Genomic DNA, 26,462 nt, shown 5'->3' with positions numbered 1-26,462 from the left:
AGAATGCTCGACCTAATCAGCTGGGACTATGAACCTATCGTCTCCAGTTGTATGATTTTTAAACGTTATACCGAAACTTACCGTTTTGCTTCTGTTCACAGTTGTGCTTAGCCTCAGTTGTTACCTAACCTCTCTTGTTTGACCTAAATTAAACCAGAAAGGCGGGATAGTGAGCTTCGGTATAAATCATAATTTTTATAAGAGGATTAAACATGCGCATCATTCTTCTAGGTGCTCCTGGCGCGGGTAAAGGTACTCAAGCTAACTTCATCATGAACAAATTTGGTATCCCTCAAATTTCAACTGGTGACATGCTACGTGCTGCTATCAAAGCGGGTACTGAGCTTGGTAAGCAAGCTAAATCAGTAATCGACGCGGGTCAGCTAGTTTCTGATGAAATTATCCTTGGTCTTATCAAAGAGCGTATCGCTCAAGATGACTGTGAGAAAGGTTTCCTACTAGACGGTTTCCCACGCACAATCCCTCAAGCTGATGGCCTAAAAGAAATGGGTATCGCAGTAGACTACGTTGTTGAATTCGACGTAGCTGACGATGTGATTGTTGAGCGTATGGCTGGTCGTCGTGCTCACCTTCCTTCTGGCCGTACATACCACAATGTGTACAACCCGCCTAAAGAAGAAGGTAAAGATGACATCACTGGCGAAGAGCTAGTGGTTCGTGATGACGACAAAGAAGAAACAGTTCGTGCACGTCTAGGCGTATACCACGATCAAACAGCTCCGCTTATCTCTTACTACGGTAAAGAAGCTGAAGCAGGCAACACTAAGTACCTTAAGTTCGACGGTACTAAGCAAGTTGCTGAAGTTAGTGCAGAACTTGAGAAAGCACTAGCATAATTGGCTAACAGCCAGTTTTAGAATTTGATATATTGGAAGCGACCTTTAAGGTCGCTTTTTTTGTTTCAATTTTTAGTCATATACCAATCTAGATAAATCGATTGTGCATAATTTCCGCGCTACGGCTTAGATTCGCGCGGCTAACGATCAAAGTGATGTTGCGATAACTCAGGTTAAGAACGACTATTCTTAAATTTAGTTGCGTAACAATGATCTTAAACTTATGCAGATTAGTATATTACGTTCCAGAAAATCACACATTGGTCTCAGGTAGCTATGGAAAATAATAAAAAGCAGGGCGTTTTACTGGTTAACCTAGGAACACCAGATACCGCGACTCCAGTTGGCGTTCGCCGATTTTTAAGTGAGTTTTTACACGATAAACGAGTGGTAAACTTAACTCGCTGGCTTTGGTGTCCTATTTTACATGGGGTGATTCTACCGATTCGAGCACCTAAAGTGGCTAAGCTTTATCAGTCTGTTTGGATGGATGAAGGCTCACCACTGCTTGTTTATTCGCAGAGACAAGCTGAAAAGCTACAAGCAAAATTACAGATGCCTGTTGCATTGGGAATGACCTACGGCAACCCAAGCCTTAAAACCGGCGTTGAGCAATTAATGGAGCAGGGCGTTGAAGACATCATCGTGTTGCCTTTATACCCTCAGTATTCGGGTACAACGACAGCGGCCGTTTCTGATGGCTTAACTAAAGCCTTCAAACAAATGCCTGTTATCCCGAGCTATCGCTTTATTCGAGATTATTACTCTCACCCTAGTTATGCGAAAGCATTGGCTGAAAGTGTTCGTAGCCATTGGGAAGAAAATGGCAGAGGCGATCATTTGGTGTGTTCGTTCCACGGTATCCCGAAAAGGTTAGCCGATGAAGGCGATATCTACCCTCAACATTGTGAAGCGACGACTAAATTGCTTGCTGCGGAGTTAGGGTTATCCACGGAAGACATCACCATGACATACCAATCTCGATTTGGTCGTGAGGAGTGGTTGAAGCCTTATACCGACGAAACGCTTGAAACGCTTCCAAGTAAAGGCATCAAGAAGATCGATATTATGGCGCCTGCATTCTCAGTGGATTGTTTAGAAACGTTAGAAGAGATTTCAGACCAGTGTAAAGAGACGTTCATTGATGCTGGTGGTTCTGACTTTCGCTACATTATGTGTCTCAACGACAGAGACTCACACATCGACATGATGGCTGAACTAGTGGCGCTTCATCGCTAATTGATATGTCGATTGAATAGATAATAAAAAGGGCTGCTCATTGAGCAGCCCTTTTTGATCTTGATGTTTCTTCTTGAAATAGATCTAGCTATTAAGCAACAGAAGTTTCTGCTTTTGGCTCTGCTTCAAGCGTCATGTTGGTTTCTACGCCATGCATCCATGATACAAGTTTGCCAGCACAAAGAAGCAGTAAGACGCCACTGATTGTTGCCGTAATTGCGATACCACCGAAGATAGACATCGCGCCAAGCTCACCAACGTGAGAACCCACAAGGCCAGCTACGTAGTTAGCAACGGCATTGAAGCCAAACCATGCACCCATCATTAACGATGCTAGACGAAGCGGAGCTAACTTAGTGACCAACGACAGGCCAATAGGAGATAGACAAAGCTCGCCAAGGGTATGGAAGAAGAAAGCACCGACTAGCCAAAGCATTGATGTTTTCACTGTTAGGTCACCACCTTGCTCCATTACTGCGCCCATCATGCACACAAAGCCAAGAGCTAGGAAGAACAAAGCCATCGCAAATTTCACAGGAGAGTTTGGTTCACGCTTACCAAGCTTGACCCAAAATGCCGCAATGATAGGTGCGAGGGTGATGATGAAGAATGGGTTCAGAGATTGGAACCATGCAGCTGGAACTTCAAAACCACCAATCATACGGTCAGTATATTGCTGAGTGTAGATGTTCATCAGACCGCCAGCTTGTTCAAAGCCAGCCCAGAAAACAATCACGAACAGACCCATAATCAGAATAACTTTTAGTCTGTCGAACTCTTCTTTGGTCAGTGGTGTTTTCTCTTTCGATTTATTCAGCTCTTTCGCTCGTGCAGCTGCAGGTACTGAGCCAATGTTGCCTAACCATGATTGAGCCATCGTCAATTGCATAACTAAGCTAATAACCATACCGATACCAGCGGCTAAGAAGCCAGCTTTCCAACCAAATGAGTCGACCGCAGCGCCTGAAATTAAGCCACCCAGTAGCGCGCCTAAGTTGATGCCCATGTAGAAAATGGTGAAAGCGCCGTCACGTCGGTTGTCACCTTCTTGGTATAGGTCGCCAACCATGGTCGAGATGTTTGGTTTAAACATACCGTTACCACTGATAAGCAGTGCTAAACCTAGATAAAGAGCATTTACTTGGTCTAAGCCAATCGCGCCGTTAGGAAGAGCGAGCGTAAATTGACCTAGTGCCATTAATACACCGCCTACTAGGATCGATTTACGTTGTCCTAAGTAGTTATCGGCAAGCCAGCCGCCGATTAATGGCGTGATATAGACTAAACCTGTGTAGATACCATAAAGATCGAGGGCATCTTTTGTTGACCAACCAAGACCACCATTGATAGTGGTATCGGTAAGAAATAAAACAAGAATTGCACGCATTGCATAGTAGGAGAAACGTTCCCATAGCTCGGTGCTAAAAAGTAGAAATAGGCCTCTAGGGTGGCCAAATATGTTGTGATTGCTTGGCATAAGTTTTACTAATTTTAGGTATTAAAAGATTTTATAGTCACTTATGTATACAGAGTGGAATAACCATCTGTAATAGCCGTCTTTTATGGTCACGATAACTTATTTTTTATAAGTTTATGAAAATATGGGTTTTTATTGGAAATGTTACCCAGATAATGCGTGCTGCAAACTAATTTTCCAGTTTTGAGTTGAGCGCATAATGTTCTCTTTGAAAGAATTATCGAATGCTAATGATTGAATTCATTGGCTTGCTGGATGGTTTTTAAAAATAAATAGCATGGTGTTCTTTATGTGTGTAGCATACATAGGCTTACAACAATGCGTCTTTTTATCTGTAAATGTTCCCTGTACAATGCTTAACCACTTTTTGTCCTTATGGCTTTTTGTTGATAAGTTGGTCTGTTACGCATAATTTATTGCTTATCAGGATTCATTTTATTAACGGTGATTAACCGTTTTAGGCTTGTGGTAATATGTCCCAAAATAGAAAATGGCTAGTAAAATGAAACGTTGGTATTTACTTTATTGTAAGCGCGGTGATCAGAAGCGTGCTCAACAACACTTAGAGAATCAGGGGGTAGAGTGCTTTTATCCTCAAATCGATGTTAAGAAGGTCGTTAGAGGGAAAAAGAAGCAGGTCAAAGAACCGCTATTCCCATCTTACATCTTTGTACGCTTTGATTACGAACAAGGTCCAAGTTTTACTACTGTTCGTTCAACGCGTGGTGTCGTCGATTTTATTAAGTTTGGCGCAAGGCCACACGAAGTCCAAGGCGACTTAGTGTATGAACTGAAAGAGTTTGAGAAGTGTTGCGAAGATGAACCTGAAGAGTGCTATGTTGAGTTTGAATCAGGGCAAGTGGTCAAAATTAATAGTGGTCAGTTTGCTGGGGTAGAGGCTATTTTCCATCAAAAGGATGGAGAAGCACGCTCTATTATGCTCGTTAAGATGATCAGTCAAGTTGTGCCGATCAGCATAGAGAACGGAGCGCTACAAGCTCATGCATAAGTGCAGCAATAAAAAACAGGCTTAAAAAAAGGCGCATCATGCGCCTTTTTTGTTTTTGATGTACCTAACGACCTAGTAAGAGTCGTTGTGAACAGCTTGTACCGCACGACCTGATGGGTCAACACAGTTTTTGAATGACTCATCCCATTCAATGGCTTTTGCTGATGAACATGCAACAGAAGGACCACCAGGAACACACTCTGCCGCTGATTCTAGAGGGAATAACTCCTCAAAGATCTCACGGTAAGCGTAGCCTTCTTTCGTCGTTGGCGTGTTGTAAGGGAAGCGGAATTGAGCCGTTTCCATCTGTTTATCCGTTACTTTGTCTTCAGCGGTTGCTTTCAGCGTATCAATCCAATCGTAGCCTACGCCGTCAGAGAATTGCTCTTTTTGACGCCATGCGATTGAGTCTGGTAGGTAGTCTTCAAAACACTCACGTAGGATGTGTTTCTCCATCTTACCGTTGCCACACATCTTGTCTTCAGGGTTTAGACGCATAGCGACGTCGATAAACTCTTTATCCAAGAATGGTACTCGGCCTTCTACACCCCATGCAGCCAACGATTTGTTCGCACGAGCACAATCAAACATGCTTAAAGCAAGAAGTTTACGCACAGTTTCTTCGTGGAACTCTTTCGCGTTTGGTGCTTTGTGGAAGTACAGGTAACCACCAAAGATTTCATCAGCACCCTCACCAGAAAGTACCATCTTGATACCCATTGCTTTGATCTTACGAGCAAGCAAGTACATCGGCGTTGAAGCACGGATGGTCGTTACATCATAAGTTTCAATGTGGTAGATAACATCACGGATTGCATCTAAGCCTTCCTGAATGGTGTAAGTCATCTCGTGGTGTACGGTACCAATCTTATCAGCAACTTCACGAGCAGCGATCAGATCAGGCGCGTTTTCTAAACCAACAGCAAATGAGTGCAGTTGCGGCCACCAAGCTTCAGATTGCTCATCATCTTCAATACGCATTGCCGCAAAACGTTTAGCAACAGCAGATGTGATTGATGAATCAAGACCACCAGATAGAAGTACACCGTAAGGCACGTCAGTCATTAGTTGACGCTTAACCGCAGCTTCTAGCGCTTCAGTCAGCTCTTCTTTGCTTGTGCTGTTGCCTTGAACGGCTGCGTATTCGTTCCAATCGCGGATGTAGTAGCGTTGAGGCTCTGCATCTTTTGAAGAGTAGAAGCTACCAGGAGGGAACTCACTGATCGTCTTACACACAGGAACGAGTGCTTTCATTTCTGAAGCTACGTAATAGTTACCGTGCTCATCGTAGCCTTGGTAAAGCGGGATGATACCGATGTGGTCACGGCCCACTAGGTATTCATCTTTTTCTTCGTCGTATAAAACGAAAGCGAAAATACCGTTAAGTTCTTCTAAAAGGTCGGCACCCATTTCTTGGTAAAGCGCAAGAATGACTTCACAATCAGAGTCAGTCTGGAACTGGTACTTATCTTCATAGCGTGCGCGAAGTTCTTTGTGGTTATAGATTTCACCATTAACTGCAAGAATGTGTTTCTTGTCTTGGCTATATAGTGGTTGAGCACCACTGTTTAGGCCGACGATAGCTAGACGCTCGTGAGCAAGAATGGCTTTTTCACCGGCATAGATACCAGACCAGTCTGGGCCACGGTGACGAAGCTTTTTAGACATTTCTAAAGCAATAGGGCGAAGTGCTGCGGCATCACTTTTAATGTCGAGAATGCCAAATACTGAACACATAGAACTTCCTTTTAAATAATTTCTAAATCAACTGTATTCAATTTGCCATTCTGGCTAAAAAAAGCAACCGAATGTGAGCAAAAAAATAATATAAAGGGGTTTCTGTTAGAAATTATCTAATTTTAACGTGGTTTTGGTGAGTGGTGTCTAATTGTGGTTGGTTTTTTAAACAAAAACCTCTCAAAAGTGCAAAAGAACAGCAATTTTGAGAGGTTAACGAGACAATGTTTAGGACTAGATTTTACTGATGTTTGGGTTTAACTGCTCACAAACGTGGCGAGCAAAACCGCTACCTGCTTCGCTATAAATATTAAAGGCTGCATCGACACCGTTTTCTTTCAATGTTTCGAGTTGATCTGGGTATTCAGCAATCGCGGCAATTTGGCCTTTAAAGTTACGTGACTTCAATTGCTCTAAAGCGGTTTGATTACCTTGGTGATGAGGCATTGCTAAGATCACCAGCTTTACGTTTGCTGTATCTAGGATGCGTTCCCAGAAATCAGGGTCAGTCGCATCACCAGAAATTACGTTTCTTCCATGGCTTCTATGGTTATGTGCCGCTTCTTCACGAACCTCGACCCCTAAGCTCACTTTGCCGTAGCGTGAACGTAGCTCATCGTAGGCACCAGTACCAATGCGTCCCATACCAAGAATCAGAACCTGAGCACGACCTGGGTCAATTCGTTTATCACGTTGGTGAAGCTTTTCTGCGGCATGTTCTTTTAACCATTTACCAGATTGTTGATAAAGCTTATGACCCGCTCGGTTTAGAGGTGCAGCGATCAAGAACGACAGCGAAACCGCAATAGCCACGGCAACCAAGATATCACCAGACATCCAACCCATCTTAAAGGCAAGGCCACCAACAATGAGGCCAAATTCACTGTAGTTAAACAGTGATAGTGAAGTGAGTAGAGATGTTCGAACTCGGAACTTAAAGCGGTTAAGTACTAAGAAGTAAAGAACGCCTTTCACTGGCAGTAATAATAAGAACAAGACTGCTAGCATAAAGCCTTGAATGGTAGGTTGCTCGGATAATCCAATATTCAAGAAGAAGCAAACAAGGAAAAGCTCTTTGAGGTTAAACAGCGATTTCGACAGCTCTGAAGCTTTTGGGTGACCGGCTAGCAACATACCTAAGATCAGAGCACCTAGATCTGGTTTAACCCCTACAAACTGGAATAAGCCTGCACCGACGACCAATGTGAAGAAAATGCCGAACAGCACCAACATTTCGCCGTGACCAACCCAATCGAGGACTTTGTAGAACAACGGACGACAGAATGGTAAAGCGAATAGTGCGATGGCATACCATTCTGGAATTTTGCCTGTCGAGGCAGTTAAGAAGACCACGGCAAAGATATCCTGCATGACCAGAATACCAATCGCTAACGTTCCGTAGGTTGCATTCATTTCCCCTTTCTCTTGCAGAGACTTCACTGCGAATACAGTACTAGAGAATGAGAGGGCAAATCCGAGTAGGACGATCTGTTCCATTGACATGGCAGCCAACGAGGAAATTCCTAGGAATTTAAAACCAAACAGAGCGACCGCAAAAAACAGAGTGGATAAAAGGTTGTGGATTGTAGCGCCAGCCCAGATCTCTTTAGAGAGTAGGGTTTTAATATCGAGTTTTAAGCCAATAGTAAAGAGGAGTAGGGTGACACCTAGATCAGCCAAAGTAATGATGGTGTCATTGGTTTCAAAGCCCAGAGCAAAAAGCCCGAAGCCTGCGACCAAAAAGCCGACCAATGGGGGGAGGTGACACTTTAAAGCAATAAATCCTGCAATAAACGCAGTGGATATTAATATAAGTTCCATAACTTGTTGTTGTAGTTCCCTAGCTTAAAAAAACGGGCCGTGTTTATACAAACACGGCCCGCGGAAAATCAGAATGGTTTTCTTTAGTCTTCGAGTAGCTTTTGAAGTAGCACGCCGTTGAGCATGGCACGCTTAATCATTGCAAAAGCTCCCATCGTGGGATGCTTATCGATCTGTGATGCTACAATAGGCAGGCCGCTATGGAAAGTCGTTAACGACTGATTCTCTACATTGCGCTTAATTGCAGGGAAAACAATCTCTTGTGCCTTGGTAATATCACCCGCAATGATGACTTTCTGTGGATTAAACAGGTTAATCGTCATTGCGATAGCTTTACCTAACTGATTGCCCACTCGAACCAAACTTTGCTTAGCAAGTTCATCACCATTGATAGCATGGTCACAAACGTCTTGGATGGTGATGTGTTCAAGCTCTGTTAGCGAAGACTCGTAACCTTGTTTAATGAGTTTTTGAACTCGTTCAACAATGGCAGGGTTTGCTGCTACGGTTTCAAGGCAACCGAAGTTACCACATTGGCATTGCTCACCTAGCGGATCAATTTGGATGTGACCAATTTCACCCACGTTACGGTTATGGCCTAAGAAAACCTGACCATTAACAATGATGCCTGCGCCAGTACCGCGGTGAACACTGACAAGAATAGAATCTTGGCTATCTTTACTTGCGCCGAAGTAATGCTCAGCTAACGCCATTCCTCGAACGTCGTTTCCAACAAAACAAGCGACATGGAATGTGTCTCGAATAATGTCGCTCAAAGCCAAGTTGTCGATATCTGTGTTTGGCATGTACTCAACAACACCGGTTGTCGGGTTTACCAAGCCAGGAAGAGTCACGCCAATCGCGATCAACTGATCGATCTTTGGTTGGTGTTCAGCAATGAAAGCCTTCAAGTTATTCACCAAGCCTTGGGTAAGGTCTGACTGATCTGAATAATTAAGGTCTTGCTGTAAGAAAGCCAACTCACGACCACCAAGGTCATGAAGGCTTATTTGAATGTAGTCTCGACCTAATCGCACAGCAACAGAATGAAAAGGCTCTACTTCTGTGGTTAGGGAGATAGCGCGTCTACCGCCAGTAGACGCTTGCTGCGCCACCTCTTTAATTAGGCCGCGCTCTAAAAGTTGGCGGGTAATTTTTGTAACACTTGCCGGTGCGAGTTGGCTTACATCAGCCACTTGTATACGACTGATAGGCCCTTGTTGGTCTATAAGTCTGTATACCGCCGCACTGTTTAGTTGTTTAACTAAATCTACGTTACCTATTTGTCCGCCATTCATACTTAATTGTGCTCGTATTGTCCGTTAACAACAGTCGCTTTAACGTTAAAATCTCGGTCAAATATAGCAAGGTTTGCAACCATGCCTTTTTTGATTCGACCTAGCTTGCTTTCTACACCGATAGCCGTAGCTGGGTATAGCGTAGCCATGCGAAGAGCTTCGTCTAAAGCGATACCAGCGTGCTCGACTGTATTCTGAACTGCTTCAATCATAGTCAGAGCCGAGCCGCCTAGTGTGCCGTTTTCATCAACACACTTACCATCACGGTAATATACTTTCTTACCGACAAAAATAAAGTATTCCATGTCAGCACCTGCAGGAGCTGTGGCATCCGTCACTAATACAAGCTTTTCTCCCTTGATTTTGTGCGCAATTCGAATGTTTGCGTAATCAACGTGGAAGCCGTCAGCGATGATGCCCGCATAAACTTCAGGAGTATCGTAAATCGCGCCAACAACGCCAGGTTCACGACCAACCATCGGTGTCATCGCGTTGAACAGGTGAGTTGCAAATGTAATACCTGACTCAAAACCTTGACGCGCTTCTGCGTACGTTGCGTTGGTGTGACCAATAGAAACAACTACGCCAGCTTTACGTAGACGCTCGATATGTTCTGGGTCGTTAAGCTCAGGAGCCAGTGTTACTTTTGCAACAAGGTCGCTGTTCTCACAGATAAGCTCAATCATTTCGCTATCAGATTTGCGGATGTGATCGACGCTGTGGATGCCTTTTTTCGCAACGTTTAGGTACGGACCTTCAAGGTGTAGGCCTAAAGATTGGTTTTGGTATTGGTTGTGGTACTCGCGAGCTGCCGTGATAACGGCACGCATGTCTTCATCTGATGAAGTGATTAACGTTGGAAGGAAGCTAGTACAACCGGATTGCAGGTTTGCTTTGTGCATGATCTGCATTGTGTCAGCAGTGATCTCATCGTTCAGCATTACACCGCCACAACCGTTCAGTTGTAGGTCAATGAAACCTGGGCTTAGATTGGCACCATTTAGGTCACGAATCTCAATGCCTTCTGGTAATTCAGAGATTGGACAGACTTTTTTGATCAGTTCGTTTTCGATTACAACAGCATGATCAGTGAGAACATCACTACCAGTGTAAATTTTACAGTTACTTAGCGCGTACATAGTCAGCTAATCCTTATATCGTGAGATCTTTAAAATTCTATTCGTTACCTAAATGTGGACTTAGTTTGCGAGCATCATTTACGTAACGATTTATCTTTTTAGGCAAACGGCTTCTAAGTGTGAAGCGTATTTAACTTATTGAAAAATATATGAACAATTGGTTTTTATTATACAGTTAGGCTTAGTGTTAGAAGCTATTTATAGGGTGTTGTTACCTTCGAATACCGCTGTTTAGGCCTAGTAATTAGATTTCAATTTTATCTATAAATGTTCATTTTTTTGAATGATAAAATAAGTTTTATGATCTCGCTAGCAAAAACCTCTGGATTTGGTAAAAACTGGTGATTAGGATCACAAATGGTAAGCTTTTAATTTGCGGAGCAAAATTAATTGAATACACTGAATAGGACTAAATTGAGCGACTAAAATAAGTTTCTCAAACGAATTCTAAAAATCCTATAGGGGGAAACAACTGGTGAATATTCTAGGATATGCACAGAAGCTGGGTAAGGCGTTAATGCTACCTATCGCAACGCTTCCGATTGCGGCGCTTCTATTACGTTTAGGTCAAGGCGATCTACTTGATATTCCATTCATGGCAGAAGCTGGTGGTGCTATCTTCGGTAACCTACCACTGCTATTTGGTCTAGGTATCGCGATTGGTCTTTCTAAAGACGGTAACGGCGCAGCGGGTCTTGCTGGTGCAGTTGCTTACTTCGTACTAACAGCGACAGCAACGACAATCAACGCTGACGTTAACATGTCATTCTTCGGCGGTATCTTCGCAGGTATCATCGCAGGTCACTCTTACAACGCTTTCCATGCAACACGCCTTCCTGAGTGGCTGGCTTTCTTCGCGGGTAAACGTTTAGTACCTATCATGGCCGGTCTATTTGCACTTGTTGCAGGTGCTGTGTCTGGTGTGGTTTGGCCTGGTATTCAATCTGGTCTAGATGCACTAGCTCACGCGGTATCAACGTCTGGTGCTGTTGGCCAATTCGTTTACGGTACTCTTAACCGTGCACTAATCCCTGTAGGTCTACACCACGTATTGAACTCATACTTCTGGTTCGGTATGGGTACATGTCAAGAAATCGTTGTTGCTGGTCAAGGCGCATTCGCTAACATCACTCAACTTTGTGTTGACCCATCACTAGCGAAAACTCTAGTTGTTGGCCAAGAGCACACATTCACATTCGCTAACTCAGTAACTCCAGAGATCACTACTGTTGTTAAAGAAGTGACTGAAACAGTTAAATCTGGCGACCTACACCGTTTCTTCGGTGGCGATAAAGGCGCTGGCGTATTCATGAACGGTTTCTTCCCAGTAATGATGTTCGGTCTACCAGGTGCTGCACTTGCAATGTACCTAGCTGCTCCTGCTGAAAAACGTAGCCAAGTTGGTGGCGCACTGTTCTCAGTTGCATTCTGTTCATTCCTAACAGGTATCACAGAGCCGCTAGAATTCATGTTCGTATTCCTAGCTCCTGCTCTATACGCAATGCACGCTGTATTTACAGGTCTGTCTCTAGTAGTGGCAAACATGTTTGGTACTCTGCACGGTTTCGGTTTCTCTGCTGGTCTAATAGACTTCGTATTGAACTGGGGTCTAGCAACTAAACCATTCACTCTACTATTGATTGGCTTAGCATTCGGTGCTCTATACTTCTTCACTTTCTCTTTCGCAATCCGCGCTTTCAACTTGAAATCGCCAGGTCGTGAAGATGACGACGAAGCTGCAGCAGCTCCTGCTGGTGACGCGCCAAAAGGTGACGTTGCTCGTCAATACCTGAAAGCTCTAGGTGGTCACGAAAACCTGACTTCAATCGACGCTTGTATCACTCGTCTACGTCTAACTCTTAAAGACCGCTCTATCGCTGATGAAGTTGTTCTTAAGAAACTTGGCGCTAAAGGTGTGGTTAAACTAGGTGAGAACAACCTACAGGTTATCCTTGGCCCACTAGCTGAAATCGTCGCTGGCGAAATGAAAGCTATCGGTGCAGGTGAAGACCTATCTGATGTAAAACTTCCATAGTAAAGGAAGTACTTATTAAGACGTAATAACGGCTCTTAACTAAGTTTCAAATTGAAAGCCTCCCAAACGGGAGGCTTTTTTGTGCCTGTCATTTAAGGCCAGTGAACAAGGTTCGTTCTATTCTTCATCGAATAGCAGAAATAATCACAATTAACTGATGGTTCTTATTGTGCAAAGGCGAAGAATTGTGGATGATTAGCAACAATGATCTTTCTATCTTTGATAGGTAGCAAAAGCCGCCTTTTTCTTGGGTATGGAAGATAACTTTCCCTGACAATACTAAATACATAGAGGTGCTATAGATGAGTGAAGCTGAGGCTCGTCCATCGAATTTCATTCGCCAAATTATCGATAAAGATTTAGCGGATGGTACACACAGTAGCGTGCATACTCGTTTCCCGCCGGAGCCAAATGGCTACCTGCACATTGGTCACGCTAAATCTATTTGCTTGAACTTTGGTATTGCTCAGGACTACCAGGGACAATGTAATCTTCGTTTCGATGATACAAACCCTGAAAAAGAAGACGTTGAATACGTTGAGTCGATTAAGAATGATGTAAGTTGGTTAGGTTTTGAATGGTCTGGTGATATTTGTTACTCATCAAACTACTTCGATACGCTTTACGCTTATGCTGTGGAATTAATTAATAAAGGCTTAGCGTATGTTGACGAGCTAAGTCCTGAGCAGATCCGTGAATACCGTGGCACGTTAAAAGAGCCTGGTAAAGCGAGCCCATACCGCGATCGTAGCCCTGAAGAAAACCTAGCGTTATTTGAGAAAATGCGTGACGGTGGCTTCGAAGAAGGCAAAGCATGTCTACGTGCTAAGATCGACATGAGCTCATCTTTCATGGTTATGCGCGATCCAGTTATCTACCGTGTTCGTTTTGCTCACCACCACCAGACTGCAGACAAATGGTGCATTTACCCAATGTACGATTTCACACACTGTATTTCTGATGCGCTAGAAGGCATTACGCACTCTATCTGTACTCTTGAGTTCCAAGACAACCGTCGTTTGTATGATTGGGTTCTAGATAACATCACGATTGATTGCCAACCTCGTCAATACGAGTTTAGCCGTCTGAATCTTGAATACACGGTAATGTCGAAGCGTAAGCTGAACCAACTTGTGGTTGAAAACCTAGTTGAAGGTTGGGACGATCCACGTATGCCAACTATCTCTGGTTTACGTCGTCGTGGTTTCACTTCAAGCTCTATCCGTGAATTCTGTAAGCGTATTGGTGTGACTAAGCAAGAGAACATGATTGAGTTCGGTTCACTTGAATCTTGTATCCGTGATGATCTCAACGAAAATGCACCTCGTGCAATGGCTGTTCTTGATCCGATCAAGGTCGTGATTGAAAACTACGACGCTGATACAGTAGAAACACTGACAGTGGCAAACCACCCGAACAAGCCAGAAATGGGCACTCGTGAAGTTCCATTTACACGCGAAGTTTGGATTGAACGTGACGACTTCCGTGAAGAAGCAAACAAGAAGTACAAGCGTTTGGTTCTAGGTAAAGAAGTTCGCCTACGTGGTGCTTACGTGATCAAAGCTGAGCGTATCGAAAAAGATGCGGAAGGCAACATTACGACTATCTTCTGTTCTTACGACAATGAAACACTAGGTAAGAACCCTGCAGATGGCCGTAAAGTGAAAGGCGTTATCCACTGGGTATCAGCTGATAAAGCACTGCCTGCTGAGATTCGTTTGTACGATCGTCTATTCACTGTGGCAAACCCAGCCGCTGCTGATGACTTCGCTGCAACGCTTAACCCTGAGTCACTTGTTACGCTAAACGGTTTTGTTGAACCTAGCCTAGCAGAAGGTGTGGCAGAGCAAGCGTACCAGTTTGAACGTACAGGTTACTTCTGTGTAGATTCGAAAGACTCTAAAGCAGACGCGCTAGTATTCAACCGCACGGTTGGCCTACGTGACACTTGGGGTAAAGCTGAAGCTTAATGGCTTCGCTTTCTACAGCTTAGAGCCCTATAGTTCAGTTTTCTAAAGCATAGAGCCCTAAAGCTCAGTGCCCTAAAGCTTAGTTTCTCAAGATATACTTAATAAAAAACCGGCCTAGAGCCGGTTTTTTTGTGTCTGGATAAAATAACAAATTGTGGGACAAGCTGATGTGAATCTTAATACCGCATGAGCCCAAATAAAAAACGCCGGCCTAAGCCAGCGTTCTGAGTTATTTCTTCGCTTTGTGTGCGTCTGGGTTGCCTTTGCAATCCCCAGTGATGCTTTTACCATACAGATACAAACTGTGGTTGGTTAGCTGTACGTTGTAGCGTTGAGCGATTTCTTTTTGTCTTTCTTCGATAAGATCATCAGAGAATTCGATAACTTCACCGCAGTCTAAACATACTAGGTGATCGTGGTGATGCTGTGTTGAAAGTTCAAATACAGACTTACCACCTTCAAAGTGGTGGCGAGTTACAATGCCAGCATCATCGAATTGGTTCAGTACGCGATAAACGGTCGCAAGGCCGATTTCTTCACCTAAGTCGATCAGCTTTTTATATAAATCTTCAGCACTAATATGTTGGCAGTCTGGTTGTTGTAATACTTCTAAAATTTTGAGCCGTGGGAGGGTCACTTTAAGACCAGCATCTTTTAGCGCTTGATTATTGTCTGACATATACTTTCCTGTTGATGATCTGCAGCAATTAACAGAATTCAATATTAATACCATTATAGTTTAGTCAGGCATAACAATAAACCACGAACTTCAAAGGGTTACTCACTGACATCACAATCTGTTTTGTAAATTGGAAGTATCTCACTTATAGTGGAGGTACGACCAGTCAAGGTGGCGGTAATTCTAATATGAACACGGAATGTTGTTATGAATAAGCAACTTGCAAGAATATATAAACCAAACATCGTAAAATTCGCTCTCAACATTTGGCCTCCTTTCTGGGGGGCTGGTATTAAGATAGCTCATATCAGCGCTGATTTTAGGGTAGTAAAGACAGTGCTCAAGCTACGTTGGTGGAATAAAAATGCCAATCGTACTCAATATGGCGGCAGTATTTTTTCCCTAACCGATCCTGTTTACTCTTTGATGTTAATGGGTATTTTAGGTGAGCGATATTATGTTTGGGATAAAGAAGCAAGCATCAACTTTATCAAGCCAGGCCAGTCTGACTTGTACGCTGACTTCGAGATAAGCCAAGGTCAACTTGATGATATTTATCGTCAAACTCAGTTAGGGGAGAAGTGCTTTCCTGAGTTTATTATCTACGTAAAAGATAACAAGGGGAATGTTGTATCAGAAATACAACGAACCTTGTATGTGAGAAAGAAGCCTCAATTTAGAGAAGATGACGACGAAACACTCGAAGCAGGATGTTAATCTGTAAGCCTAAATAGCAAAAAACCTCCAAGATGGAGGTTTTTTCGTATCTATACTGTTGTTATTAATTGTAACAATTAACAACGACGAGAGAATTAGTCTTCTAGCTCTGCTAGGCACATCTCTTCGTGGATTTGTTTTACCCAGTTAGTTACGCGCTCGTCAGTCAGTTCTGGTTGACGATCTTCGTCAATACATAGACCAACAAATTGGCTGTCATCGCCTTCAACTAAACCTTTCGATGCTTCGAATTCGTAGCTTTCAGTTGATGTGTAACCTAGGATAGTACCGCCTTTCGCTTCAACGATGTCACGGATAGTACCCATAGCATCACAGAAGTATTCTGCGTAATCTTCTTGGTCGCCACAACCAAAGATAGCAACAAGCTTCGTTGAGAAATCAATAGCTTCTAGCTCAGGGAAAAAGTCATCCCAATCACATTGTGCTTCGCCGTAGTACCACGTAGGGATACCCAGCAGCAGTAGATCGAAGTTATCGATATCTTCTTTGCTGCTTTTTGCAATGTCTTGAACTTGAACGAGCTGCTTGCCCAATTGCTTTTGAATCATCTTAGCAACAGCTTCAGTGTTACCTGTATCGCTACCAAAGAAGAGACCTACACTTGCCATAGAATCATTACCTTTAATTTTGTCTGTTGTCGGTGTAATAAAGTTCGGAGGAAATCGTTAGATTCCAGTTCCTTCCCAGCTTAGTTGGATTATCCCTTTTGCGATAAAACCTGCGCAGCCAAGGAAAAGTACTAACCATACGATGCGACGACCAAATGCAGGAACATTTCCTTCCTTTAGAACGTCTTTAATTGCCATTCCGATTAGAAAGAAAATCGCGGCAAACAGAAGATCTAAACCAACAGATTCAATGATGTTCATGTAGTCGTAAAGCATGGGAACCTTATATACCAAATTTGCTTGGGCGCACTATATCACTCTTGTGAGATAAAGTTAATCTGCTGTGATTACACAGCTCTCATTTATATCGACGAATCAACATATTTAAGCGATGAATTTTCTGATTGCACGGAGCACTTCGGCTGGTTTTTCCGCGTGTAACCAGTGTCCAGTATTGGCGATAACATGTGCCTTTGCGTTGGAAAACTGCTGTTGGACGGCGGTTTGGTGCTCAGCCGTGAGGTAATCTGAATCCCCACCTTTTATCAGCAAGGTTTTGACCGAGGTTTTATTAATCGGTTCCCAACCAATGATCTGCGAGTAATTGGCGAGCAGTGACGCGACGTTGAAGCGCCATTCCATGATGCCTTGCTCCGATTTGAACAAAGATTTGGTTAGGAACTGGCGAACCCCATCTATCTCGATATGTTTCGCGAGAACCTTTAGTGCGTCTGATCGTGACGTTGGTTGTTCTTCGATAACGGCTTGTAGGCCTGCGAATACGTTGTCGTGACGACTTTGAGTGTAGGCGACCGGTGCCATATCCAACACAACCAGCTTATTTAATTCAAGATGCTGGGTAAGCGCCATCGCGACTTTTCCACCCATAGAGTGACCAATCACAGTGACATCTTTTAGTTCAAGATCATTCAACAGTTGAGCGACGTCTTGCGCCATTGCTTGATAGTCGTGAGTATCGCTATGAAAGGACTGACCGTGGTTACGAAGATCAATACTGAGCACTTGATGATCGGCCTTTAGATCCCTAGCCAGCAAGCCAAGGTTGTCCAGATTACCAAATAATCCATGGATCAAAACAATGGTGTGACCCGCACCTTCTATTTTATAGTTGAGCTGTACTGACATTTTTATCTTATTCATGGTGGGTTTGACGTAGAGTATCCGCGCGGATCTCGCTATAATCCCCCTGAGTTTAAACATTGAGATTGTGAAAAGCGAATGAAAACAATTGAGGTTGATGAAGACCTATACCGTTATATCGCGGGTCAGACAGAACGTATTGGCGAAAGCGCTTCAGATATTCTGCGCCGCTTGTTACAAGTAGATCGCCCAGGCATGGTTCCGTTCAAAGAGAGCGTTGAGCCAAAAGGTATCGTTGTTAGCAAAGAGGTAGGCTTTACTCCAGAGAAGTTCGATGGCGTTAAAGAAATGCGCTCATTACTAATATCAGATGAGTTTGCATCATTAAAGAAAGCCATTGATCGTTTCATGCTAGTGTTATCGACACTGCATAAAATTGACGCTGAAAGCTTTTCTGAAGCAACTCAAGTAAAAGGCCGTAAGCGTGTTTACTTTGCAGACAATGAAGAGACATTACTTGCAAACGGCAATACCACTAAGCCTAAAGCCATTCCACAAAGTCCTTTTTGGGTTATTACTAATAACAATACAAGCCGTAAAAGACAGATGGTTGAGCAGCTTATGAGCCGCATGAGTTTCCAAGCAGAATTGATAGAAAAAGTAACAGGTTCAATTTAACGAAATCTGATTTAAACCTCATAATATCCATGGATAAGAAGATATTATGAGGTTTTTTTGTTTTTAAATTTTATATATAAGGATGTCGAAAAATGGCTATGCACCCTCGTGCCGGGCAGAAAGCTCAGCAGGAAGATCTTCATAATATTCCGGCTTTAGTGGCTAACTATTTCTTACAGCAGCCGGATGCTACTAACCCTGATCACAAAGTACTGTTCGGTACTTCAGGTCATCGCGGTACAGCAGACAAATCAACATTTAACGAAAACCACATTCTCGCGATCGCACAAGCGGTTGCTGAGGTTCGTGCTGAGCAGGGTACAACAGGCCCACTTTTCTTAGGTAAAGATACTCACGCTCTCTCTGAGCCTGCGTTTTCTACTGTTATCGAAGTGCTTGTAGCCAATGGCGTTGAAGTTATTATTCAAGAAAAAAATGGCTTTACTCCAACACCTGGTATCTCGCACGCGATTCTTACGCACAATCTAGTGAATGATAAGAAAGCGGACGGCATTGTTATCACGCCGTCGCATAACCCACCACAAGACGGCGGTATTAAATACAACCCGACTCACGGTGGTCCAGCTGAAGCTGAATTGACTCAAGCAATTGAAGACCGTGCAAACGTGATCATTGCTGAGCAAATGCAAGGCGTTAAGCGCACTCCTATCGCACAGGCTAAACAGTCTGAGCTAGTAAAAGAAGTAGATCTGGTTGCACCGTACGTTGCTGACTTGGTTAACGTGGTTGATATGGAAGCGATCCAGAAAGCAAACATCAAAATTGGTGTTGATCCACTGGGTGGCAGCGGTATTGATTACTGGCGTCAAATTGGTAAAGCGTACAACCTAGACCTTACTCTTGTAAGTGAAGCGGTTGACCCTTCGTTCCAGTTTATGTCTCTAGACAAAGACGGTGTGGTTCGTATGGACTGCTCTTCTCCATACGCGATGGCAGGTTTACTGGCTCTTAAAGACGACTATCAACTAGCGTTTGGTAACGACCCAGATTACGATCGCCACGGCATTGTTACGCCAAAAGGCCTAATGAATCCAAACCACTTCCTAGCAGTGTGTATTGACTACTTATACCGTAACCGTGAAGGTTGGGGTAAAGACGTTGCTGTTGGTAAGACATTGGTATCAAGTGCTCTGATTGACCGCGTCGTTGCTGATCTAGGTCGCGAGCTTTGCGAAGTGCCAGTTGGTTTCAAATGGTTCGTTGATGGCCTTTATAACGGTCAGTTTGGTTTCGGTGGTGAAGAGAGTGCGGGTGCATCTTTCTTACGTAAAGACGGTACGCCTTGGTCAACAGATAAAGATGGCCTGATTCTTTGTCTACTTGCGGCTGAGATCACAGCCGTTACTGGTAAGAACCCTCAAGAATACTACGAAGAACTTGCTGCTAAACATGGTGAATCTAAGTACAACCGTATTCAAGCAGTAGCCAATGGCGCACAAAAAGACGTGCTTAAGAAGCTATCTCCAGAGATGGTTTCAGCTGAGACGCTTGCTGGTGATGTGATTACTGCACGCCTAACGCATGCTCCAGGTAATGGCGCTGCGATTGGTGGCCTAAAAGTGACGACTGAGAACGGTTGGTTTGCTGCTCGTCCATCAGGTACTGAAGACATCTACAAGATCTACTGTGAAAGCTTTAAAGGTGAAGAGCACCTAAAAGCAATCGAAGCAGAAGCTCAAGAGATTGTTAATCAAGTATTTGCAGCCGCTGGCCTATAATCGAATCTCGATTACTAGAGTCGCTACGTAAATAGAAGAAGGGTTGATGTGAAAGCATCAGCCCTTTTTATTTGTCTGTAAGCAAGTGGTTAAGGCTAAGTATTTGAATTACTGAATAGATTATCCGTGTGGCCAACTTTGTGGCATCACAAACCAGAACTGCCCTGATTTGGTTTGCCCATGAACGAAGCGATCACAAAATTCAGTAAGAGGTTCACAGGTGAAGTCACTAGTGCCAGCTGCCCATTGCTCTTTGGTGAGAGGGTAGAGCGCTTCAGTGATTAGATGAGCTTGGTTTTGATAGCACCAAAAACCGTTTACTTGGCTTGAATTAATGTCGTAGCCCAAACATTCAGTAGGTACTTTTTGGTCTAAGAATGGATTGGTGTATAGACGACCCTGCATGAGGAGGTGCTTTGAGTCGGTATCGATCTCTGGATATTGCTCAACAAAGGCAGGTGAAGATGACATACCTAGCTGGTGGTTCAACATTCGATCGAGCTTCTTATCTAATTGGTCGTGAGAGTTAGGACCAAACCATGTCTGTTCATGGAGTAAGTAAAACTTAATCGCCACTTCCCAATGTTGTAGCTTTTGGCTGCTCTTTTCTTCGAGAATAAAGTCAATTGCACCTAGCGTTCTGCCATCCACATTAATCTGAATCTCATCGTACTTGATCGAATAGTTATCCGAAGCAGCGATGACTTGCTCACATAGGTACTGGTAGAGGAAACCTAACCTAGGATTACCATTGTATGTATGTGATGAATCGATGGTATGAGGGCTTGAGAAGGCTCTGAGATCACATACGGGTGGTTTGATTTCCAGTAACGGTGGCGAGTCGATAACCCATTGGTAAAAACGTTGCAGTGCTGTCATCTGTTCCTCATAAACTTCAATCATCTGTTCTTCAGCAACAGCTCCGTTTTTCATAAACGTAGCTCTATATAAACATAACCCTAGGGCTTTCGACATTCTACCCGTAAATTGATATAACGACGTTATTATAAAGGTAAGCTGGAAATAAAAATGAATAACTTACAATTAGAAAAGCTACTGAACGAAAAACTGCAGCCACAGCAGATTAAAGATTACTGCCCGAATGGTTTACAGGTTGAAGGTGCGTCAGAAGTAACGCGCATCGTTACCGGTGTTACGGCCTCCCAAGCACTGATAGACAGAGCTGTGGAGCTGAATGCAGACGCTTTGCTAGTGCATCATGGTTTCTTCTGGAAAGGTGAATCAGAAGCGATTCGCGGTATGAAAGGCAAGCGTATCCGTACCTTGATCAAAAACGACATCAACCTTTTGGGTTATCACTTACCTCTTGATATTCACCCTGAGCTAGGCAACAACGCCAAGCTTGCAGAGTTGCTTGATATCGAAGTTGAAGGCGGTTTAGAAGGGCACCCACAATCAGTTGCGATGTTTGGCAAATTGAAAGCGGCAATGACCGGCTCAGAGTTCGCAGAAAAGATTGGCCAAGCTTTGAATCGCGAGCCATTACATATTGCTCCAGAAAACCAAGATAAATTGATTACGACTGTTGGTTGGTGCACCGGTGGTGGTCAAGACTACATTGAGTTAGCGGCTTCTCAAGGTATTGATGCGTTTATTTCTGGTGAGATCTCAGAGCGCACTACGTACTCAGCGCGTGAGCAAGATATTCATTACTTTGCAGCAGGTCACCACGCAACAGAACGTTATGGTGTGAAGGCATTAGGTGAGTGGTTAGCGCAAGAGCACGGTTTAGACGTAGAATTTATCGATATTGATAATCCAGTGTAAACCAGTGACGATATGAGGATAAGAGTTCTCTAATTCACTCGTTTCCCGCTCTTGAGGATGACGAGTAGCTATAAATGTGTATCCTTTGATGAGGCGCGGGCTAATTAGAACTCTAATGGACTCTACTTAGAGAGTTCATATGTAATTCGTCATTCCCTAGACTGACGAAGGAGTAGGGAATCTCTAAAAGCTTGTCGATACAATTAATGAGATCCCCAACTCGCTCGTCCCTCACTCTTGAGGATGACGGAGTTGAGAACATATAAAAGAAAAGGGTTGATGCTAATACATCAACCCTTTTTGATTTCAATCGATTAGAAAAGTCGAAACCTTACTATTCGCGCTCATGTAGAGCTTGGAAATCACGCTGTTCTTCACCAGTGTACAACTGACGAGGACGACCGATACGGTTCGTCGGATCGCTGTGCATTTCGTTCCAGTGTGCAATCCAACCGATAGTACGAGACATCGCGAAGATTACTGTGAACATTGATACAGGAATGCCGATCGCTTTCAGAATGATACCTGAGTAGAAATCTACGTTCGGGTATAGTTTCTTCGATACAAAGTACTCATCAGAAAGAGCGATGCGCTCAAGTTCCATTGCTACGTCAAGTAGTGGATCTTGAATGTTCAGCTCTTTAAGTACTTCGTGACACGCTTCACGCATTACCGTTGCACGTGGATCGTAGTTCTTGTAAACACGGTGACCAAAGCCCATTAAGCGGAATGGGTCATCTTTGTCTTTTGCTTTTGCTACGTATTCTTCAATGTTGTCTACGCTACCGATCTCTTCAAGCATCATTAGGCAAGCTTCATTAGCACCGCCGTGAGCAGGGCCCCACAAAGAAGCGATACCAGCCGCAATACAAGCAAATGGGTTTGCACCCGAAGAACCTGCTAAACGAACTGTTGACGTTGAAGCGTTCTGTTCGTGATCAGCATGTAACGTAAAGATTTTGTCCATTGCGCGAGCAACAACAGGGTTTACTTCATATTCTTCACATGGGTTTGCATACATCATGTGTAGGAAGTTTTCTGCGTAGCCTAGGTCATTGCGCGGGTAGATAAACGGTTGACCGATAGAATATTTGTAACACATTGCAGCCAGTGTTGGCATTTTTGAAATTAGGCGGTATGCCGCAATTTCACGGTGTGTGTCGTTATTAACATCTAATGAATCATGATAGAACGCAGCAAGTGCACCTACCACACCACACATAACAGCCATTGGGTGAGCATCACGGCGGAAGCCGTGGAAGAAACTAGCAATTTGCTCATGAACCATGGTGTGACGCGTGACAGTCGTCTTGAACTCTTCGTATTGAGCTCGAGAAGGAGCTTCGCCGTATAAAAGAATGTAACAAACTTCTAAGTAATCAGCGTTATTGGCCAGTTGATCAATTGGATAACCACGGTGTAGAAGGATACCTTTTCCACCGTCAATATAAGTTATTTGCGATTCACAAGATGCAGTGGCAAGAAAACCAGGATCAAAAGTGAAAAAACCATTAGAACCTAGTGTACGAACGTCGATGACTGGAGTACCAAGTACACCTTCTGTAATCGGCAATTCGATCGGTGCTTGACCTTCAATATGAAGGGTAGCTTTCTTATCCGCCATAACAATCTCCTTTGTTATTATTAATCCGTCCAGGATGTTTATGTGCCATTTTTTTACTGGTCTTACGTGAGAAAGTCAATTTTTCTGCAGCTTTGTGTGCACTTGTTAGTGTTTTTTACATTAAATTCGTTAAAAATCTGTTCTGTGTAGCATTATTTGTTGCATCAATTGTATTAGAATGTTGCCAGCCGTATAGTGGCGCTGAAAAGTTTGGTTAAAACCTTATAAATGCAAGGCTAAGAAGAAATGTGAGGTGTCTTCAGAAACCTAGCGATTAACAATTATTTTACAATTATCTAAGGCTCAACTTACGTTATTTGTTAAGTTAATGTTAAATTTTGAAGGTTTGCAATCAAATTTTGTCCATAACAATACATAAGGTTATTTAATGACCATCATGCTCAATGGAGCTGAGTGAGCGAGCCCGTGAAAGAAAGAAAGACAAGACCTGTTAATTTAGATTTACAGACCATCCACTTTCCTATCACAGCAATAGCTTCCATCCTACACCGTGTGTCTGGGGTGATTACTTTTGTTGCGATCGGAATTCTGCTTTGGTTACTATCCATTTCCCTCTCTTCCCCTGTAGGCTTTATGGAAGCTAGCGACATTGTCGACGGTTTCTTCGTGAAGTTTATTCTGTGGGGCATTTTAACCGCTTTGGCTTACCACATTGCTGGTGGTATTCGTCACCTTCTTATGGACCTTGGTCACTTTGAAGAGCTGGAATCTGGCGCTAAGAGCGCAAAGGTTGCATTCGCAGCAACAGCGGTATTGTCTCTACTAGCGGGGATCTTAGTATGGTAAACAACGTTTCTACTTTTGGTCGTAATGGTGTGCATGATTATCTATTGATTCGTGCAACAGCCATCATTATGACGCTTTACACTATCTACCTAGTGAGCTTCTGTGCTTTCTCAGGAGATATTTCTTACGCATCTTGGACGCAATTCTTTGGTGGTACTTTCACTAAAGTCTTCACCATGTTAGCGCTTACTTCAATTTTGGTTCATGCGTGGATCGGCTTGTGGCAAGTACTAACAGACTACATCAAATGTGCAAAATTGCGCGTTGGTCTTCAAGTCGGTGTTGTTGCGGTTCTTCTAGGATATTTCTTCTCTGGTCTGTTTATTTTGTGGGGTGCGTAAGTGACTATTCCTGTTCGTGAGTTTGATGCTGTAGTAATTGGCGCTGGTGGTGCTGGTATGCGCGCCGCGCTACAAATTTCTGAGCAAGGCCTATCTTGTGCGTTGCTTTCTAAAGTTTTTCCAACTCGTTCTCATACTGTATCTGCGCAAGGTGGTATCACCGTTGCTCTTGGTAATGCGCATGAAGATCACTGGGAACAACACATGTACGATACGGTTAAAGGTTCCGATTACATCGGCGACCAAGATGCTATCGAATACATGTGTAAAAATGGCCCTGAGTCGGTTATCGAATTAGAAAAAATGGGTCTTCCATTTTCTCGTTTTGATAACGGCAGTATTTACCAACGTCCGTTTGGTGGCCAATCTAAGAATTTCGGTGGTGAGCAAGCGGCTCGTACAGCAGCTGCAGCCGACCGTACTGGTCACGCACTGCTACACACGCTTTACCAACAAAACATTAAACACAAAACGACGGTTTTCTCTGAGTGGTATGCACTGGATCTTGTTAAAAACGAAGATGGTGCAATCTTAGGTACTACCGCGCTTTGTATGGAAACGGGCGAGGTTTGCTACTTCAAAGCGAAGGCAACAATCCTTGCTACCGGCGGTGCTGGTCGTATCTACGCATCAACAACCAATGCACACATCAATACTGGTGACGGTGTTGGTATGGCAATTCGTGCTGGCGTTCCAATGCAAGACATCGAAATGTGGCAGTTCCACCCAACGGGTATCGCTGGCGCAGGTGTTTTGGTAACAGAAGGTTGTCGTGGTGAAGGTGGTTACCTTCTCAATAAAGACGGCGAGCGCTTCATGGAACGTTATGCTCCGAACGCTAAAGATTTAGCAGGTCGCGATGTTGTAGCTCGTTCGATGATGGTTGAGATTCGTGAAGGTCGTGGTTGTGATGGTCCATGGGGTCCACACATCAAGCTGAAACTTGATCACCTAGGTAAAGAGACGCTTGAATCTCGTCTACCGGGTGTATGTGAGCTTTCTCGTACCTTCGCTCACGTTGATCCTGTTAAAGAACCAATTCCTGTAATCCCAACGTGTCACTACATGATGGGCGGTGTTCCAACACAGGTTTCTGGTCAAGCAATTAAACAAACTGAAGACGGTTCAGACGTTGAAATTCAAGGTCTATTCGCTTGTGGCGAAATCGCTTCAGTATCAGTACACGGTGCAAACCGTCTAGGTGGCAACTCGCTACTTGATTTGGTTGTGTTCGGTCGTGCGACAGGTCTTCACCTTGGTGAGACTTTGAACAAGCAAGCTGAAGCAAAACCTGCAACTGAAGCCGACATTGAACGTTCACTAGAGCGCTACAATCGTTGGGAAAACAGTACTGACGGTGAAGACCCTGCGGTAATTCGTAAAGACCTTCAGCAATGTATGCAGAACAACTTCTCTGTATTCCGTGAAGGTAAAGCGATGGCTGACGGCTTAGAAGAGCTGAAAGTGATTCGTGAGCGTCTTAAAAATGCACACCTTTCAGACAAGTCGACAGAGTTCAACACGCAACGTATTGAGTGTTTAGAGCTTGAAAACTTGATGGAAACGGCATTCGCAACCGCGGTTGCAGCAAACTTCCGTACAGAGAGTCGTGGAGCACATGCTCGTTTTGACTTTCCAGATCGTGATGATGAGCAATGGCTATGTCACTCACTGTACAACCCAGAATCAGAAAGTATGACTAAGCGTGGCGTGAACATGGAACCTATCCATCGTGAAGCATTCCCGCCGAAAGCACGTACGTACTAAGGAGATATGA

The 26,462-nt window shown here is 43.7% G+C and carries 23 protein-coding genes; 12 read left to right on the top strand and 11 right to left on the bottom strand.

Annotated elements, in window-relative coordinates:
- The first annotated feature begins 212 nt into the window (after positions 1–212).
- The gene (gene adk / locus QUF19_RS12625) at positions 213–857 is read left to right on the top strand and encodes an adenylate kinase (protein ID WP_009847341.1); all 645 of its coding nucleotides are present in this window, start codon (positions 213–215) and stop codon (positions 855–857) included.
- 276 nt (positions 858–1,133) lie between these two features.
- Positions 1,134–2,096: a ferrochelatase gene (gene hemH / locus QUF19_RS12620; protein ID WP_286294300.1), complete on the top strand. Its 963-nt coding sequence runs from the start codon at positions 1,134–1,136 to the stop codon at positions 2,094–2,096.
- 91 nt (positions 2,097–2,187) lie between these two features.
- Here the strand turns inward: hemH and QUF19_RS12615 are convergent, their stop codons facing one another.
- Positions 2,188–3,573, bottom strand: a complete 1,386-nt coding sequence (locus tag QUF19_RS12615) for a peptide MFS transporter (protein WP_102436351.1) — start codon at positions 3,571–3,573, stop codon at positions 2,188–2,190.
- A 502-nt stretch (positions 3,574–4,075) separates the two neighbouring features.
- On the opposite strand from QUF19_RS12615, the gene rfaH reads away from it, so the two are divergent.
- Positions 4,076–4,582 carry a transcription/translation regulatory transformer protein RfaH gene (rfaH, locus tag QUF19_RS12610; RefSeq protein WP_286294299.1) on the top strand — a complete coding sequence of 169 codons (507 nt, stop codon included), beginning with the start codon at positions 4,076–4,078 and terminating at the stop codon, positions 4,580–4,582.
- Positions 4,583–4,654: 72 nt separating this feature from the next.
- Here the strand turns inward: rfaH and asnB are convergent, their stop codons facing one another.
- The 4 genes from asnB to nagA all read right to left on the bottom strand — a co-directional run bounded on the left by asnB (position 4,655) and on the right by nagA (position 10,577).
- Positions 4,655–6,319: an asparagine synthase B gene (asnB, locus tag QUF19_RS12605; RefSeq protein WP_102276093.1), complete on the bottom strand. Its 1,665-nt coding sequence runs from the start codon at positions 6,317–6,319 to the stop codon at positions 4,655–4,657.
- Between the two features lie 234 nt (positions 6,320–6,553).
- A complete protein-coding gene (locus tag QUF19_RS12600; RefSeq protein WP_286294297.1) occupies positions 6,554–8,140 on the bottom strand; it encodes a cation:proton antiporter family protein in 1,587 nt (528 codons plus the stop codon).
- Positions 8,141–8,223: 83 nt separating this feature from the next.
- Positions 8,224–9,438, bottom strand: a complete 1,215-nt coding sequence (nagC, locus tag QUF19_RS12595) for a DNA-binding transcriptional regulator NagC (RefSeq protein WP_017106117.1) — start codon at positions 9,436–9,438, stop codon at positions 8,224–8,226.
- Positions 9,439–9,440: 2 nt separating this feature from the next.
- Positions 9,441–10,577, bottom strand: coding sequence for an N-acetylglucosamine-6-phosphate deacetylase (gene nagA / locus QUF19_RS12590; RefSeq protein ID WP_286294296.1), 1,137 nt, complete (start codon positions 10,575–10,577; stop codon positions 9,441–9,443).
- A 517-nt stretch (positions 10,578–11,094) separates the two neighbouring features.
- Here nagA and nagE point away from each other — a divergent pair.
- Both nagE and glnS read left to right on the top strand, forming a co-directional pair.
- Positions 11,095–12,612, top strand: coding sequence for an N-acetylglucosamine-specific PTS transporter subunit IIBC (gene nagE, locus QUF19_RS12585; RefSeq protein ID WP_241908095.1), 1,518 nt, complete (start codon positions 11,095–11,097; stop codon positions 12,610–12,612).
- Between the two features lie 302 nt (positions 12,613–12,914).
- On the top strand, positions 12,915–14,582 hold the full coding sequence (gene glnS, locus QUF19_RS12580) for a glutamine--tRNA ligase (RefSeq protein ID WP_102436339.1): 1,668 nt from the start codon (positions 12,915–12,917) through the stop codon (positions 14,580–14,582).
- A 229-nt stretch (positions 14,583–14,811) separates the two neighbouring features.
- Here glnS and fcrX read toward each other — a convergent pair whose 3' ends face one another.
- On the bottom strand, positions 14,812–15,261 hold the full coding sequence (gene fcrX / locus QUF19_RS12575; RefSeq protein WP_004734226.1) for a ferric iron uptake transcriptional regulator FcrX: 450 nt from the start codon (positions 15,259–15,261) through the stop codon (positions 14,812–14,814).
- 207 nt (positions 15,262–15,468) lie between these two features.
- Here fcrX and QUF19_RS12570 point away from each other — a divergent pair, with 207 nt between their 5' ends.
- Entirely contained in the window at positions 15,469–15,978 is a 510-nt protein-coding gene (locus tag QUF19_RS12570) for a DUF4442 domain-containing protein (protein ID WP_286294295.1), read from the top strand.
- 95 nt (positions 15,979–16,073) lie between these two features.
- Here the strand turns inward: QUF19_RS12570 and fldA are convergent, their stop codons facing one another.
- From fldA to QUF19_RS12555, 3 genes are all read right to left on the bottom strand, one after another.
- The gene (fldA, locus tag QUF19_RS12565; RefSeq protein WP_017106122.1) at positions 16,074–16,607 is read right to left on the bottom strand and encodes a flavodoxin FldA; all 534 of its coding nucleotides are present in this window, start codon (positions 16,605–16,607) and stop codon (positions 16,074–16,076) included.
- 57 nt (positions 16,608–16,664) lie between these two features.
- Positions 16,665–16,883 carry a DUF2788 domain-containing protein gene (locus QUF19_RS12560; RefSeq protein WP_017106123.1) on the bottom strand — a complete coding sequence of 73 codons (219 nt, stop codon included), beginning with the start codon at positions 16,881–16,883 and terminating at the stop codon, positions 16,665–16,667.
- A 108-nt stretch (positions 16,884–16,991) separates the two neighbouring features.
- Positions 16,992–17,753 (bottom strand): alpha/beta fold hydrolase, encoded by a 762-nt coding sequence (locus QUF19_RS12555; RefSeq protein WP_286298893.1) that lies wholly within the window; start codon positions 17,751–17,753, stop codon positions 16,992–16,994.
- Positions 17,754–17,846: 93 nt separating this feature from the next.
- Here QUF19_RS12555 and seqA point away from each other — a divergent pair, with 93 nt between their 5' ends.
- Both seqA and pgm read left to right on the top strand, forming a co-directional pair.
- Positions 17,847–18,386 carry a replication initiation negative regulator SeqA gene (gene seqA, locus QUF19_RS12550; RefSeq protein WP_102340823.1) on the top strand — a complete coding sequence of 180 codons (540 nt, stop codon included), beginning with the start codon at positions 17,847–17,849 and terminating at the stop codon, positions 18,384–18,386.
- 92 nt (positions 18,387–18,478) lie between these two features.
- Positions 18,479–20,125, top strand: a complete 1,647-nt coding sequence (gene pgm, locus QUF19_RS12545; protein ID WP_286294293.1) for a phosphoglucomutase (alpha-D-glucose-1,6-bisphosphate-dependent) — start codon at positions 18,479–18,481, stop codon at positions 20,123–20,125.
- A gap of 120 nt (positions 20,126–20,245) precedes the next feature.
- On the opposite strand, the gene QUF19_RS12540 is transcribed toward pgm, so the two are convergent.
- Positions 20,246–21,004 (bottom strand): DUF1853 family protein, encoded by a 759-nt coding sequence (locus QUF19_RS12540; protein ID WP_286298892.1) that lies wholly within the window; start codon positions 21,002–21,004, stop codon positions 20,246–20,248.
- Between the two features lie 150 nt (positions 21,005–21,154).
- Between QUF19_RS12540 and QUF19_RS12535 the strand changes: the two genes are divergently transcribed.
- Positions 21,155–21,913 (top strand): Nif3-like dinuclear metal center hexameric protein, encoded by a 759-nt coding sequence (locus tag QUF19_RS12535; protein WP_286294291.1) that lies wholly within the window; start codon positions 21,155–21,157, stop codon positions 21,911–21,913.
- A 334-nt stretch (positions 21,914–22,247) separates the two neighbouring features.
- On the opposite strand, the gene QUF19_RS12530 is transcribed toward QUF19_RS12535, so the two are convergent.
- The gene (locus QUF19_RS12530; protein WP_004734217.1) at positions 22,248–23,537 is read right to left on the bottom strand and encodes a citrate synthase; all 1,290 of its coding nucleotides are present in this window, start codon (positions 23,535–23,537) and stop codon (positions 22,248–22,250) included.
- A gap of 414 nt (positions 23,538–23,951) precedes the next feature.
- Between QUF19_RS12530 and sdhC the strand changes: the two genes are divergently transcribed.
- From sdhC to sdhA, 3 genes are read left to right on the top strand one after another with little or no spacing between them, the layout of a single operon-like run.
- The gene (gene sdhC / locus QUF19_RS12525) at positions 23,952–24,344 is read left to right on the top strand and encodes a succinate dehydrogenase cytochrome b556 subunit (RefSeq protein WP_012604532.1); all 393 of its coding nucleotides are present in this window, start codon (positions 23,952–23,954) and stop codon (positions 24,342–24,344) included.
- Positions 24,338–24,685, top strand: a complete 348-nt coding sequence (gene sdhD, locus QUF19_RS12520; protein ID WP_004734215.1) for a succinate dehydrogenase, hydrophobic membrane anchor protein — start codon at positions 24,338–24,340, stop codon at positions 24,683–24,685. Before sdhC ends, sdhD begins: the two co-directional genes overlap by 7 nt.
- Positions 24,686–26,452, top strand: coding sequence for a succinate dehydrogenase flavoprotein subunit (sdhA, locus tag QUF19_RS12515; RefSeq protein ID WP_004734214.1), 1,767 nt, complete (start codon positions 24,686–24,688; stop codon positions 26,450–26,452).
- Positions 26,453–26,462: the final 10 nt, after the last annotated feature.

It is taken from the genome of Vibrio sp. FE10 (assembly GCF_030297155.1).
In the GTDB taxonomy this organism is placed as follows: domain Bacteria; phylum Pseudomonadota; class Gammaproteobacteria; order Enterobacterales; family Vibrionaceae; genus Vibrio; species Vibrio apostichopi.
The sequence above is the reverse complement of the archived record's forward strand: the minus strand, read 5'-3'. Positions and strand labels throughout refer to the sequence as shown.

Excerpts from the sequence above, each read along its gene's own strand:
- QUF19_RS12530 (WP_004734217.1), bottom strand. The coding sequence starts at position 23,537 with ATGGCGGATAAGAAAGCTACCCTTCATATTGAAGGTCAAGCACCGATC.
- asnB (WP_102276093.1), bottom strand. The coding sequence starts at position 6,319 with ATGTGTTCAGTATTTGGCATTCTCGACATTAAAAGTGATGCCGCAGCA.
- QUF19_RS12615 (WP_102436351.1), bottom strand. The coding sequence starts at position 3,573 with ATGCCAAGCAATCACAACATATTTGGCCACCCTAGAGGCCTATTTCTA.
- QUF19_RS12570 (WP_286294295.1), top strand. The coding sequence starts at position 15,469 with ATGAATAAGCAACTTGCAAGAATATATAAACCAAACATCGTAAAATTC.
- nagA (WP_286294296.1), bottom strand. The coding sequence starts at position 10,577 with ATGTACGCGCTAAGTAACTGTAAAATTTACACTGGTAGTGATGTTCTC.
- glnS (WP_102436339.1), top strand. The coding sequence starts at position 12,915 with ATGAGTGAAGCTGAGGCTCGTCCATCGAATTTCATTCGCCAAATTATC.
- nagC (WP_017106117.1), bottom strand. The coding sequence starts at position 9,438 with ATGAATGGCGGACAAATAGGTAACGTAGATTTAGTTAAACAACTAAAC.
- QUF19_RS12560 (WP_017106123.1), bottom strand. The coding sequence starts at position 16,883 with ATGCTTTACGACTACATGAACATCATTGAATCTGTTGGTTTAGATCTT.
- QUF19_RS12540 (WP_286298892.1), bottom strand. The coding sequence starts at position 21,004 with ATGACAGCACTGCAACGTTTTTACCAATGGGTTATCGACTCGCCACCG.
- QUF19_RS12600 (WP_286294297.1), bottom strand. The coding sequence starts at position 8,140 with ATGGAACTTATATTAATATCCACTGCGTTTATTGCAGGATTTATTGCT.
- nagE (WP_241908095.1), top strand. The coding sequence starts at position 11,095 with ATGCTACCTATCGCAACGCTTCCGATTGCGGCGCTTCTATTACGTTTA.
- seqA (WP_102340823.1), top strand. The coding sequence starts at position 17,847 with ATGAAAACAATTGAGGTTGATGAAGACCTATACCGTTATATCGCGGGT.
- QUF19_RS12535 (WP_286294291.1), top strand. The coding sequence starts at position 21,155 with ATGAATAACTTACAATTAGAAAAGCTACTGAACGAAAAACTGCAGCCA.
- adk (WP_009847341.1), top strand. The coding sequence starts at position 213 with ATGCGCATCATTCTTCTAGGTGCTCCTGGCGCGGGTAAAGGTACTCAA.
- pgm (WP_286294293.1), top strand. The coding sequence starts at position 18,479 with ATGGCTATGCACCCTCGTGCCGGGCAGAAAGCTCAGCAGGAAGATCTT.
- rfaH (WP_286294299.1), top strand. The coding sequence starts at position 4,076 with ATGAAACGTTGGTATTTACTTTATTGTAAGCGCGGTGATCAGAAGCGT.
- sdhD (WP_004734215.1), top strand. The coding sequence starts at position 24,338 with ATGGTAAACAACGTTTCTACTTTTGGTCGTAATGGTGTGCATGATTAT.
- QUF19_RS12555 (WP_286298893.1), bottom strand. The coding sequence starts at position 17,753 with ATGTCAGTACAGCTCAACTATAAAATAGAAGGTGCGGGTCACACCATT.
- fcrX (WP_004734226.1), bottom strand. The coding sequence starts at position 15,261 with ATGTCAGACAATAATCAAGCGCTAAAAGATGCTGGTCTTAAAGTGACC.
- fldA (WP_017106122.1), bottom strand. The coding sequence starts at position 16,607 with ATGGCAAGTGTAGGTCTCTTCTTTGGTAGCGATACAGGTAACACTGAA.
- hemH (WP_286294300.1), top strand. The coding sequence starts at position 1,134 with ATGGAAAATAATAAAAAGCAGGGCGTTTTACTGGTTAACCTAGGAACA.